Source organism: Martelella limonii, from assembly GCF_013344475.1.
Classification (GTDB): Bacteria; Pseudomonadota; Alphaproteobacteria; order Rhizobiales; family Rhizobiaceae; genus Martelella; species Martelella limonii.
Map to the genome: position 1 here is coordinate 1 of NZ_JABUOU010000011.1, position 13,172 is coordinate 13,172.

General features: G+C 57.9%; 8 protein-coding genes and 1 pseudogene. 2 read left to right on the forward strand and 7 right to left on the reverse strand.

All coding sequences use genetic code 11. The annotated features are described in order from the left end of the window. Window positions 1-255: 255 nt before the first annotated feature. Window positions 256-417, forward strand: a pseudogene (locus HPQ62_RS18290) (P1 family peptidase); the annotation flags it as partial. 324 nt (window positions 418-741) lie between these two features. Here the strand turns inward: HPQ62_RS18290 and HPQ62_RS18295 are convergent. The 4 genes from HPQ62_RS18295 to HPQ62_RS18310 are packed head-to-tail and all read right to left on the reverse strand — an operon-like array spanning window position 742 to window position 5,712. Further along, window positions 742-1,812: an acyltransferase family protein gene (locus tag HPQ62_RS18295; RefSeq protein WP_174804035.1), complete on the reverse strand. Its 1,071-nt coding sequence runs from the start codon at window positions 1,810-1,812 to the stop codon at window positions 742-744. A gap of 1 nt (window position 1,813) precedes the next feature. Next, window positions 1,814-3,670 carry a methyltransferase domain-containing protein gene (locus HPQ62_RS18300; RefSeq protein ID WP_174804036.1) on the reverse strand — a complete coding sequence of 619 codons (1,857 nt, stop codon included), beginning with the start codon at window positions 3,668-3,670 and terminating at the stop codon, window positions 1,814-1,816. After that, a complete protein-coding gene (locus HPQ62_RS18305; protein WP_244629769.1) occupies window positions 3,667-4,617 on the reverse strand; it encodes a glycosyltransferase in 951 nt (316 codons plus the stop codon). The genes HPQ62_RS18300 and HPQ62_RS18305 overlap by 4 nt, the downstream gene beginning before the upstream one ends. Before the next feature lie 21 nt (window positions 4,618-4,638). After that, the gene (locus tag HPQ62_RS18310; protein WP_174804037.1) at window positions 4,639-5,712 is read right to left on the reverse strand and encodes an NAD-dependent epimerase/dehydratase family protein; all 1,074 of its coding nucleotides are present in this window, start codon (window positions 5,710-5,712) and stop codon (window positions 4,639-4,641) included. Between the two features lie 290 nt (window positions 5,713-6,002). On the opposite strand from HPQ62_RS18310, the gene HPQ62_RS18315 reads away from it, so the two are divergent. After that, on the forward strand, window positions 6,003-7,784 hold the full coding sequence (locus HPQ62_RS18315) for a DUF4422 domain-containing protein (protein ID WP_174804038.1): 1,782 nt from the start codon (window positions 6,003-6,005) through the stop codon (window positions 7,782-7,784). 68 nt (window positions 7,785-7,852) lie between these two features. Here HPQ62_RS18315 and HPQ62_RS18320 read toward each other — a convergent pair whose 3' ends face one another. The 3 genes from HPQ62_RS18320 to HPQ62_RS18330 all read right to left on the reverse strand — a co-directional run bounded on the left by HPQ62_RS18320 (window position 7,853) and on the right by HPQ62_RS18330 (window position 12,817). Continuing rightward, window positions 7,853-8,875 carry an alpha/beta hydrolase family protein gene (locus HPQ62_RS18320; RefSeq protein ID WP_174804039.1) on the reverse strand — a complete coding sequence of 341 codons (1,023 nt, stop codon included), beginning with the start codon at window positions 8,873-8,875 and terminating at the stop codon, window positions 7,853-7,855. Between the two features lie 119 nt (window positions 8,876-8,994). After that, the gene (locus tag HPQ62_RS18325; RefSeq protein ID WP_174804040.1) at window positions 8,995-11,115 is read right to left on the reverse strand and encodes a transglycosylase domain-containing protein; all 2,121 of its coding nucleotides are present in this window, start codon (window positions 11,113-11,115) and stop codon (window positions 8,995-8,997) included. Window positions 11,116-11,428: 313 nt separating this feature from the next. After that, a complete protein-coding gene (locus tag HPQ62_RS18330; RefSeq protein ID WP_174804041.1) occupies window positions 11,429-12,817 on the reverse strand; it encodes a dipeptidase in 1,389 nt (462 codons plus the stop codon). Between the last annotated feature and the right edge of the window lie 355 nt (window positions 12,818-13,172).

Genomic DNA, 13,172 nt, shown 5'->3' on the forward strand with positions numbered 1-13,172 from the left:
CAATCCTCGCTCGGCCAATCCCTAAAGTTCAGCCTGACTAAGCATCTCAGCCTGTCGGAAGATTTTTTCGAACCGTAAGCCCCGCAGAAGCGCCGCCCCGTCGTTCGGTGAGGCGGCTTATAGACCCCATTTCCCGATCCCGTCAACACGCTAATTCAAAAAAATGCATTTTATCCCAACCAACCAACCTCAACCATTGACCAATCAAACACTAAAACCTCTGATTCAAAGGGATTACAGACAGGGAAGGCCCCCATGAAAAATCTCATCACAGACGTCGAAGGCATTCGCGTCGGCCATGCCGACGATCTCAACCTCGCATCCGGCGTCACCGCGATCGTCTTCGAAACACCCGCCATCGCGTCCGGCCTCGCACTCGGCGGCGCTCCGGGAAGCCGCGACCAGATGCTCGCAGAGGCAGCTTCATGAGATGACTGAGACGTGAACTCTGGATTGGACTGCTTTCACTGTCATCAGCTCCAGCAAGTGTTTGTGAACCTGTGACAGCCTAGGCATGAGCAACATGCACACCTGACGCCGCTTCGTCCGCGCGAGTTTGTCTCTTCCTCAAGTGAAGCAGATCAGATCAGCCGAATTGAACGGCAAGCAATACTCGGACAGCGATTCCATTGCGCCACCAAAGCCTGAAGCTCAGCACCCTGGCGAACGACACGTCAAGGTCGCCCGCATTGCATTATGACCAAGCGAGGGACCGATGAATTCACGATCCGCTCAAAACGCTTATGCTTCTCTCAGGACCGTCGCCTTCACGCGCGCTCGCCCCGGCTTTAGTTTGAGAGCAGGACTTTCGACGTAATGCCAGGAAACCCATGCCACTGGAAGCACGACCAACAAAGTCAGAATGAAATTCGTGTTTGGCCGATGCGCCAGATCAAAATAATTACAGAATATCTGCTGTATCAAAAATGCATATAGGTATACACCATAAGAAATATCTCCAAACCTGCCAAGCTTGGAGAAGACAGGATTTGGGCAGAAACCAAAGGCAAGTACTGTATAGGGGAGAACCAACAAAAGCAAAATCTCGCCACTGACCCGACCTTGGCAAATGAGCGGAGCAATTATGATGAGCGAGAATGCGACCTGCAGGTTAAAGAAATTTCTATCGACGTATACCTTGAAGGCTGCGCCAGCAAGAAAATAAGGCGCAAGCTCGAGAGCGTTTACGACATTCGTTCCATAAAATACCATCAAAGGCGCTTCGCCGCGCATAAAATACAGCGAAAGAATGAACGAAATAAATAAAACAATTAAAACGATGTATTTGGATGGACCGCGAAAGAATATAAACGGCACCATTATATACATAAAAAACTCGACAGGAAGGGTCCATAGGGAGCCATTCACTGCCACCGGGTAAGGGTTGTTTTCAAACAACCCGGGGAGGTTGTACCTGGGAAACAGGGCAATATTCGAAAAGTACTGATAAACGGAATGGCTCGAGAAATACTGCGTGAAGTCCAGGCTCGTCACGAGCGGACCGACCAAGAAAGCCGTTAGCGTTACAAGCACAGCCAAGCCAGGAATGATACGCAACAAGCGTTTTGAGAAATAACGCGAAAGAGAGCGATCTCTCAACCAGCTCTCAGTGATCAGAAAACCGCTGATCACAAAGAAGATTTTGAGGGCTACCGTATGGACCCCATTTCCAAGAAATCCGGGAGCCGTGGACAGGGTGAGCCCATATGCATGGCCAAATATCACCAGAATGGCTGCGAACATGCGGAGAGCGACAAAGTTGTCCTCATGGCGAATCGCTGCCGCCTCACCCTCATTCCGGTGACCCTGCATCTCACTTCCTCTTTTTTCTGAATATCTTCGTTTTGCGCCACGAACCGCTTTTGCGCAGCTTGCCCTCAATGAAGATCAGCTGGGACTCAGGCATGTCAAAGCACTTCCTGAACTTAGGGTCTTTCCTTCCCCGAAGCCGCGCGGGCAACCTAAGGGGCTTGGTCAACCTCCAACTCCAAGAGTTCAACACCTCTGATATGCTCTTCAACAAGGCCAAACGTCGATCCTGAGCCTCATCCGCAGGCGGAGGCGAATAGTTCATTCCCATCAAGTGACGAATACGCCGGCTTGATCCAGGAGGGAGCAGAATCGGAAGCTGATCGAATTTCTTCAGGATGACCTCGTGGTTTAACAGCCACTCCTCATTGTTGTGATCTGTTCGAGACGAGTGATCGTTATCTGACCACCAACGATAGATACATGTAATTTCCGAGGAAGTGGCAACGCCCACAAGCAAGGCGCACCGGATCAGGAAGTCCCAGTCCTCGGTCGTGGTAAGGGTCTCGTCAAAACGAATACCGAGATCCTGGAACAGGCTCCGAGGCACGGCAAACGAAATCGGTGGCGTTTCATTGTAGGAAAGGTGGGTAAACAGATCGAAATGCGCAGGATAAGGCTCAAACCCCCCGATCGCCTTGATACCAGCGCCGGCCTTTCCTCGCTTTGCCGAAGTCACCGTCTGTTTTGCAGCGACCGAGCGGAGTACGGCGCCTGGCTTCTTCCGCGCCAATTCCCGGAAGGTCGCCGTCCAATGTGCCAGTGGCAGGTCGTCGTCGTCAAGAATGACGATGTACTGCCCACGCGCTTCCGCAAACCCCACATTCAGCGGCCTCGTCCTGTTGCCATCATCCACGAGGACCAACCGAATGCGGTTGCGCATTCCCTCAACGGCATCTTCGATGACGCGCTCGATTGCCTTCTGGTTTTCATATTCAAGCTTGTGGCCGACGACGATCAATTCAAAATCAGTATCTTCTTGAGCGGTTAGTGCAAGAATGACTTCTTCCAGCCCAAGAATGCGTTTGCCCTGAGTCCGGGTGATAATGGACAGGAAGGGGCGCTCCGCATCCTCTATTTTCGCAAGGGAAAATGGCTCGGGCGCAGACCGAGGCCCCGCCTGAACCAGCTGGACAAACTGGTTGATTGACGCTGTATCATCAACACCGTTGCGAATATGACTGAGAAGCTGATGCAGTTGAGATCCAGCCGAAACTGCAGGATGCCCCACAGGAAAAGCCTGGTCACTCAGCGAGATGCGCACCGGATTGCGCGCAACCGTCTGCAGTCCCGAGTGCTGGAGAAACTGCTCAAGACCCCTTTGGGTGAATAAATGCGTGTGGGTGTGATCGAGCAACCCGTCTTCTGTGTAATCCCATTCACCCATCGCAAGTCTGAAGCCGACATCACGATGAGCGACGTTGGGAACACTGATGACTGCGGGACAGGAATTCCGGGAAATCAGGGCGCGAATGGCGTTCAAGACATCGGTACCATTCGGCAGATGCTCCAAAGTGTCGAGCATCGTCAGCGAATACAACCGGCGACCGTTTAGTATTTGCTCTATATCTTGAACCAGTTGCTCTGCCGTGCCGAAGACGACCTTATGAGCCTCGAATCCACGTTCTTGCAAAGAAATCAGACCGCGATCATCGCCATCGACACCGATATAATGCAGACCCAGGCGCTCAGTAAGAGGCTCGGCAATGCGGCCAAAACCACAGCCAAGGTCGAGATGCACGCCATTTGAAGCAATATCAACGACGCGCTCCGAAAACTCGCTTAGAAGATCAAGTGCATGGCCGTAGACATTATTGACCTCATATGCATGGTCATAAAGCGTTTTACTGTTGAAAATCATAGCGCGTACCGATGTTTGGCGTAAAGGAATCCTTCGAAGGTCGCGATCTTGTGCGATCTGTCCCTCTGCTCGGGAAGCTTGTTTTCTTCCCGCTTTGTCTGGAAATGATCGAAGGCTGCACGCTCTTGTTCGCTGCCATTCTCATAAAATGACAGAATTTTGTTGAGAAGCTTCTCGTTGGACCACTTGTACGCCATTAACAGCGCAGCTTGCGCGGAATAATAAACCTCCGCGGAAGAAGGCTGCCAGGAACCGCTCTGGCTGACACGCTTGTCATGAAAAGCGACTGCGTCAGGCAAAAAGATCACTTTCTTGCCTGCTTCACGCACACGCCAGGAGTAATCGACATCGTCGCAGTACAGAAAGAAGGACTCTGAATCAAATCCTTCAAGCTGTCGGAACAAGTTGGTGGGCGTTATCGCGCAAGCAGTGGTTGCCCACGATGTTTCACCTGTGCGCGCGTCGTAATCCTTGGGATGCTCGATAGGCAGCTGCTTGGCCTCGGTCATTCCGACAGCACCGGATTGGAAGGGCGCAATCATGCGCTGGAGCAGGCGCGGCGAAATTACCACGTCAGGATTTAGGATCATCAAATAGTCGGTGTCCGCGTCCTCGGCCAGGAAATTATGCCCGGCCGCAGAGCCGACATTCTTGTCAAAGAAGTGGTAGTCGATCTCAATAAAGTCGCCGTACTTTTCTTTCACCTTCTCCAGCTCTTCATCGGAAAGGCAAGGTTCAGCCGACGTGTCCCCCATAAAGAAGCGCAATCGCTCAAGCACACCATCAGCGTGAGCAAGATCAAAACCTCTCCTCAGGCTTTCAATGGTGCGCCCTACCTCTTTAATACTCAGTCCGTAGAGGATCGATTGGACTTGGAGCGTCGCCCCTTCCACTGGGTATGAAGCGCTTCGTTCTTTAACCATCTGTTGCGAGACCTTTAGTTCCAAGAGAGTGACCAAAACTCAGAGTCAGATATATCCACGCGAAATCAGCCAACCACCGACGCGCTCGCTCCCCTCCTCGAAGCTGACCGAAGGCTCAACGCCGATCGCTTTGAGAGCACTGATATCCGCACTGGCGCTTCTTACGTCACCATCCCGAAATTTGCCACAGATAGCTGGCTCGGGCGCACCATGCATTGCCGCTATAATGCGGGCCGCTTCCAGAATGGACGTAGGACGACCCGTTCCGACATCAACTGGGCCCAGCTGGTCTGCAGCACCGTTGACCGCAGCGACGATCGCCTTGGCGACATCGTCAATGTGCACAAAATCCCTGATGATCTCGCCGTCTTCGTAAACGGGGATAGACTCCTTAGCATATGCGAGTTTGTGGAAAATGTTGATAATCCCGGTATAGGAATTATGGGGCGACTGCCCCTCCCCATACACATTCTGAAGACGAAGCACGGAAAGCGGCACGCCGAACGCGCCGCACCAGGCTTTCAGAATGTGCTCCTGAGTCAACTTGGTCGCGCCATAGATGCTTGTCGGATTGGGAGGCGTGGTTGACGCGTCGTGCTTCAATGCCTCGACCTTTCCGCCATAGGGGCTTAGCGGATCCCATTTGCTCGCGGCAAGCTGAGCATGGCTGCGTGGTTCAGGTAGAAAGGTTTTGTCTTCAGCTTGGTCAAGCCAAAGTCCTTCACCATAGACCGCCCGGCTTGAAGCGAGAACAATCCTCTCTGGCTTGATTGCCCGACGCGCAAAGGCGTCAAGCATTTCCGAGGTGCCCAACACATTGACCTTCGAATGCCTGACACTTTCCGTCAAAGATTGGGCTGTTCCCGTCTCAGCCGCAAGATGTACAACGATCGTCGGCGTATACTGATCAAGGAACTCTTCCCACGTGTCGCGCTCGCTCACGTCTCGCTTGAGCAACACCACCTCCGGGTGCAGAAATTCAGATTTCGTGCCTGTCGGGTGAACTTGGCTCAGAAAGCTATCAATCGCAACAACAGTGTGTCGACCTTCGACGAGAAACTTGCTTATAGCCGAACCGATGAAACCGGCACCACCAGTAACCAGGACGCATTCTTTCATTTACAAAGCCTTATATTTCTTGCACATCGGATCGAATATGAGTTTGCTCACCTCTAGCCCAGCTAGCATTCCGCTGCAACAATTCGGTGAGAAGAGGAACTGATTATTCCTGAACGACTGAGAGAATCGAGACGCCAATTTTGGTGTCACTAAGAAGTCCTCTCGGCCGCGCTCAGCACCATTCCGACGAATGGACCACGTGGCAAGGGGACAATTTCCAAAGCTGCATCATCTTATAGACGATGACACTCTCGTATTACCCTAGGTAGAAAGACCTTGATCTGGTTCCCATGACCGCGAAAAACATCTTCATCTCCGTCGTCTACTTCAAGCAAGCCCCTCTCATCCGGACAGAGCATCTGATCCCGGTGCAGGCAGGCAGGGCGCTTGGGCGGCATGTCATGGAAGGCGTGCAGGGCGACGACACGGGCAGGAATATCTCGGAAAAGAACATCGCGTGGAACGAACTCACCGCGCTCTACTGGATGCGGCACAATGTGGAAGCCGATTATTACGGGATGATGCACTACCGCAGGCTTTTGGTCTTTGCCGAGAAGAGGCCGAAGCGGCTTGCCTTTTCGGAGGTCACCGAACGCGAGATCGAACGCTATGGCTGGCGTGACGATTTGATCGAGAAGGCCTGCGAGAGCGCCGATATCCTGATCCCCGAGATGCGCGATCTCTATCTGCCGGGCCTGCCCGACATGCCGATGGCGGTCGCAGCCTTCTATGCGCACCAGCACCACGAAGGCGATATGGCGATCGTCGAGGAGATCGTGAAGAAGCGGTTTCCGGAGATCTATCCGTTTCTCGTTCAGGTTCTTGCCGGAAGACGGGTGTTCTTCAACAGCATTTCGGTGATGCGCAAACCGCTGTTCCAGGAATATTGCGATTTCCTGTTCGGCACGCTTGAGGAGGCCGAGACCCGGATCGACACCTCGGACTACGACCCCTACCAGAAACGGATCTGGGGCTTCCTTTCGGAGTACCTGACCAACACCTATGTGCACTATGCCAAGGCGGTGCACGGGGCGAAGGTCCGCGAGCTGCCGCTGACCTGGGGCATGCGCCCGCGCCCGCCCGTGGTGCCGGAAGATGTGCTTGGCGATGCCCGCGCCAAACGGTCGGCGATCGTGCCGCGCGCCAGCAATGGTGAAGACGACATCAATGTCGTGCTGTCCGTCGACGATCGCTATGCCCCGCATGCCGCCGTTACCATGCTGTCCGCGCTGAAAACCAGCGAGACGCCGTCCCGGCTCCGCTTCTTCATCCTCAACGGCGGCAGCATCTCGGCAAAAAACAGGGCGAAACTCGAACAGACCATTCATGATGCCGGCGGGCGGATCGACTTCTGCGATATCGACGATCGCGACCTGCGCTTCCTGCCGCTCAACCGCGACTATGTCTCGATCGCGACCTATTACCGCCTCGTCATGCATCGCTACCTGCCGGAATCGGTCGGCAAGGCGATCTATATCGATGCCGACACCATCGTCGTCGATCCGCTCGAACGGCTGTGGGACATTGACCTCGAAGGCCACCCCGTGGCCGGCGCGCCGGACGATGCCGGCTTCCACCAGGCGCGGCGCCTGCAGCTTTCGGCCAACCACCGCTATTTCAATGCCGGGGTCATGGTGTTCGACATCGCCCGTTTCCGGCAGATGGACATCCAGGATGCTGTGCTGAGCGCCTACCGCAGCAAGGGTCCCGCCATCGTGTCGCAGGATCAGGACCTCCTCAACATCCTGTTCGAAAACGACACCAAGGTGCTTCCGCTGTCCTGGAATGCCGGCACGCGGATCTATCGGGCGAACCCGCTGGAGCCGTCCTATTCCGAGGACGAGGCCTATGAAGCCGCCCGGGCGCCCTCGATCGTGCATTTCACCGATGCCAAGAAGCCCTGGCACACCAAGTGCACCCACCCCTTCACCGAGCTTTACTGGGACTATCGCAACATGACGGCCTGGGCCGAGACGGCGGGCGAGACCCGCAAGCGCCGCCTGATCCAGAAGGCCCGCCGGCTTCTGAGAGCCCGCGACCGGCGGTTCGAGCGGAAGGTCACCGACGGCTGAAGGCTTTCTCGATCGGGAAGGCACAGCGTGCCGAGCGGCCCTTCTTCTCCGTGAAAAACGGAACCGCCCTAACGGGTGGCCGGGATGGCCATCGCCAGAAAGTCGCTGATCCGGCCGAGCACCTCGGCATGGATCTCCGCTCGACTGCGCGCCCCGCCGTCCCTGCATACAATCCCCTCACCAGGGTCTTCCGCCTCGATCAGCTCTGCCGCGCCCGGCTTGCAGGGCTGCATGAAGCTGAAATGGATCGCGTCCGGAATTTCGACTGAGACGGTGCTGTCTGTCGGCAGGTTTTGCGTGAGATAGCCGCTTTCCATTTTCGCCGGCAGGTCGCCAATATCCGTGCCTGCGCCGATGACGAGGGCGGGCACGGCGATGCCTGCGAGACTTTCCGGTGAAAAGCCCCGCGCAAGCCCGATATCAAGGGAAACAATGGCACCGATGCGCGGATCGGCCATGCTTTTCGCCAGTGCGGGACGATCAAGCGCGAGTTCGTCGGCAAGGCCGCAGATACGCGGGTTCGGATGGAGGCGGCAATCTTGCGTGAACCTGTCGGCATCGAACCGCCCACCGGCGAGCGCAACCACCGTCCATCCTCCGAGCGAATGGCCGATCGCGCCAATCCTGGCGACATCCACGCTCCCGGCAAAGCCGGGATCATCGATCAGGAGATCAATCACGCGGCTGAGATCATGCGGGCGCTCCCACAGCCGGGCGGCCTCTTGCGGGCTTCGGTCGCGCGTTGTCGTTCCAGGGTGATCGGGAGCGGCGACGATATAGCCCTGGCCGGCAAGCGCGGCCGCCAGCCAGTTCAAATTGCGCCAGTTTCCGCCATAGCCATGCGAAAGCACCACCAGCGGATGAATGCCCGTCGCGGGTGCTGCATCTCTCACCGCAGTGATGCCGAAGAATGCAGGATTTTCGCCGATCGCGACCGGATCGCCGCCAGCCTTGGCCGGATACCAGAGCGCGACATGGAGCGGCCTTGCGCCCTCAATCCCGGCATCGCGAAAGCCGACCGGCTCGGCGGAGACAGCGAATGTGGCAAGCAGCAGCCAGAGCCCGCCTGTCAGAAATAGAAACCTCGGCATGGAAAATTCCCCTTGAAGATCAGAAGACCCACCTAGGCCAAAACGATCCCGGCAAGAGACCTGAAACGCGATCAAGGACCTAAAAAACGGCCGAGAAAAACCCTCTGACGTCGAAAGCTCTAATTGCCGCTCAGGATGTCCATCAGCGTGCGCCGCCTTGGCTCCGGCTGGGCGGGCTGGGCATTGTCCGAGGCGGGCGTCTTGATCCCGATCTCGCCGAGAAGCTCGACAAGCGTCTTCGGGTCATTGTCGTTTGAAGGCTGCTGGGCGGGTTTCGGATCGATCAGGCGACCACCGCCATAAAGCGGCTGCGGCTTCAGTCCGTGATGGGCCTTGGCCATGTAATCGTGCCAGATCTGCGCCGGCAGCTTGCCGCCGGTGACGTGCCGCATCGGCGAATTGTCGTCATTTCCGACCCAGACGCCGGTGGTGAGATTGGCGGTGAAGCCGACGAACAGGGCATCGCGCGAGGATTGCGTCGTGCCGGTCTTGCCGGCGACCTGCCAGCCCGGGATCTGGGCTGCCTTGCCCGTGCCTTCGGTCACGACCCGCATCATCATGCCGTTCATATTGGCGGCCGTCTGCGCCGAGAGCACACGCTCGGGCTGAGGCGCTGCCCGCTGGAAGAGCGACTGGCCTTCCGCGGTTTTCACGCTCTCGATCAGATAGGGCGTCGCCCTGAAACCACCATTCATGAAGGCGGTATAGGCCCCCGTCAGCTCCAGCAGCGACACTTCGGACGTGCCGAGGGCAAGCGAGGCATTGGCGGTGATATCCGACGTGATGCCGAGACGATGGGCCACATCGACGACATAGCCGGGGCTTGCCTCCATCACCAGCTGCGCGGCAATGGTGTTGACGGAATGGGCGAGCGCATTGGTGAGCGTCATCGGCCCGGAATAGGTCTTCTCGTAGTTTTCAGGCGTCCAGTCGTCGATGGTGATCGGGGCATCGTTGCGCACCGAGCCGGGCCGGTCGCCGATTTCGAGTGCTGCGGCATAGACGAAGGGCTTGAAGGCCGAGCCCGGCTGGCGCTTGGCGGTCACCGCGCGGTTGAACTGGCTCTTGGAATAATCGCGCCCGCCGACGAGCGCGCGGATGGCGCCGGTGCCATCGACGGAGACCAGCGCGCCCTGTTCGACCCGATCCTTCTCGCCGCTTGCGGCGAGCGCCTTTGACAGGCTCTCTCCGGCATCGCGTTCGAGGCCCGGATCGATCGTCGTCGCGACAACGATATCGGTCGTCACATCGCCGATCAGCGGCGTCAGCTCCTTCATCACCATGTCGGCGACATAGTTGTCCGGCCCGGTCCAGTAGCTCGGCGCCCGCGTCGGCTTGCGCGACATCGCGGTTGCCATATCGCTGTCATCGATCATGCCCTGATCATGCATCGCCGCCAAAACGACCTGGGCGCGCTCCTCAGCCGCTTCCGGATCGCGGGCGGGCGAAAGCCTGGAGGGCGCCTTCAGCAAGCCTGCAAGAAGGGCCGCCTCGCCGAGCGTGACATCACGGGCGGATTTGTCGAAATAGCGCTGCGAAGCGGCTTCCACGCCGTAGGCGCCCGAACCGAAATAGACCCGGTTCAGATACATGGCCAGAATCTGCTCCTTGCTGTATTCGTGCTCCAGCCACAGCGCCATCAGCGCTTCCTGCACCTTGCGCTCCAGCGTCTGGGCGCTGGACAGCAGCACGTTCTTTGCCAATTGCTGGGTCAGCGTCGAGCCGCCCTGGACGAGGCCGCCATGCTGGAGATTGGTGATCATGGCGCGGGAAAGGCCGATCGGATCGACGCCGAAATGGGAATAGAACCGCCGGTCCTCGATGGCGACAACGGCCATCGGAATGAAGGGCGACATTTCATCAAGGGTCAGCGCCTCGCCGCCGGTCGCACCGCGATTGGCGATCAGCGAACCGTCGGTGGCGAGGATCTTCACGTTGGGCGCCCGGTCCGGAATCGCCCATTCATCGACGGGCGGCAGCTTGGAGCCGTAATAGATGACGATGCCGGCGACGACGATCGCGCCCCAGACGGCTGCAACACAGGACCAGTAGACCAGGAAGCGCAGCATGCGCGTAAACCCGCCGCCGGAAGAGGCGCGCGACCGTTTCTTCGACGTCTTCCTGTTTTTCCCGGTGGCACGCTTCTTGGAAGGCTTCCTGGCAGGCTTCGCCGGCTCGCCGCCGCCAAGGCCGAAGAGAGAGGGTTCGGTTCTGTCGTGCTTGTTCTTCTTGCTTGCCATCAGGGAGCCGTCGGCACCTTTCGTTTCCGCACCCGTTTCTAGGCCCGTCCCTTTAAGGTGGTATTAAGGCGGGGGTGGTTCGCACCGGGCGTTTCGGCAAAAGATAGTATCGAAGGTTAACGTAAGCTGAACGGGATCGGGCGATGTCTCACCGAAGCTTCGACCCGCAACCCATCCAGTGGTCATGCGCGGGCTCGACCCGAGCATTCAGGCGGCGTTCTTTCTGTGGCCTGGACCCTCGGGGCAAGCCCGAGGGTGATAGCGTTGGTTGGGAAATCTTGCCGCTCATCCGGCAAGCAGGCGACCACCCGTCTTATTTCGCCAGCGCGTCGAGGATCCGGATCCAGGAGCGGATGCCCTTGTGAAACGAGGTCAGCTCGTATTTTTCGTTCGGCGAATGGATGCGGTCGTCATTGAGGCCGAAACCGACCAGCAGCGAATCCATGCCGAGCTTCCTCTGGAAATCGCCGACGATCGGGATCGAGCCGCCCATGCCGATGACGACGGCGGGCTTCGGCCATTCGTCGGAAAGGGCGGCCTGCGCCTTTTTCAGGAAGGGCGCGTTGTAATCCAGATGGATCGCGGGCGAGCCGCCATGGGGGTGGAATTCGACGCTGCAATCGGACGGCAGCTTCGAGCGCACATAGGCGCGGAAGCTCTCGCGAACCTTGACCGGATCCTGGGTGCCGACGAGACGGAAGGAAACCTTGGCGGAGGCCTCAGCGGCAATCACCGTCTTGAAGCCCTCGCCCGTGTAGCCGCCGGTAATGCCGTTGACTTCGGCTGTCGGCCGCGTCCAGGTCAATTCCAGCACCGAGCGGCCCTTCTCGCCGGAAGGCTCGGAAAGGCCGATCGCGCCCAGAAAGCGGCTGTCGGTTTCGCCGAGCTGCTCCCAGCTCTTCTTCACCTCTTCGGGCGTTTCCTCGACGCCGTCGTAGAAGCCCGGCAGGGTCACCCGGCCGGTTTCGTCGTGCAGGCCCGCGAGGATGTTGGCGAGGATATGGATCGGGTTTGCTGCGGCGCCGCCGAAGAACCCGGAATGAAGATCGCGGTCGGCGGCCTTGATCACCACCTCGTCGCCCACCAGACCACGCAGCGTGGCGGCGATCGCGGGCGTCTCGCGGTCCCACATGCCGGTATCACAGACCAGCGCGAAATCGGCCTTGATCAGATCGCCATGCTCCTCGATGAAGGCCGGCAGCGATGGCGAGCCGGATTCTTCCTCGCCTTCGAACATGATGGTGATCTTCACCGGCAGCTCGGCGTTTTCCTCGCGATAGGCCCGGCAGGCCTGCAGGAAGGTCATCAGCTGGCCCTTGTCATCGCTGGTACCGCGCCCGGTGATCACCTTGGTGCCGGCGGCGCTGTCCTTGATCTTCGGGTCGAAGGGATCGTCTTCCCAGAGCGCCAGCGGATCGACCGGCTGAACGTCGTAATGGCCGTAGAAAAGCACGTGCGGCGCGCCCTCGGGGGCATTCTCGCTGGTGGCGACCACCATCGGGTGGCCCTTGGTCTTGTGGGCTTCGGCCAGAAAGCCGAGCGTCTTCAATTCCGCAACGAGCCAATCGGCCGCTTCCGCGCATTTTTCCTTGTAGGCCGGATCGGTGGAGATCGACGGAATACGCAGGAGCGAAAACAGCTTGTCGAGGCTCGAGGGCAGGTTGTCATCGGCGCGCTTCAACAGCGCTTCTAGCTGGGTCATGAAAAATCTCCGGTGCAAATCATTGAGCGGACCATAGGCCAGGAGAGGCCGAATGAAAACCTGTGGGACTGCGTCAATTCCGGGCGAGAAAAAGCCGCCATGGCCGGGAGGGGGGACGGGCCATGGCGGCGTTTTTAGGGACAAAGGCCGGAGAGGGGGATGGAGCCTTTGTCCTTTTGTCTGACGAGGCGGGGGACGAGCCTCTTGCCAGACAGCGGCGTGATCAGGCGCCGTTGCTAAGTAAATGTACCCTGAAATGTGTCGATTCAAGGGAAGCGGGCACGCCGTTTCGTTACAATTCAGTAATCTGATTAAAGGCACGGGATCGCCCGATTGACGGGATCGGCCCAGCCAA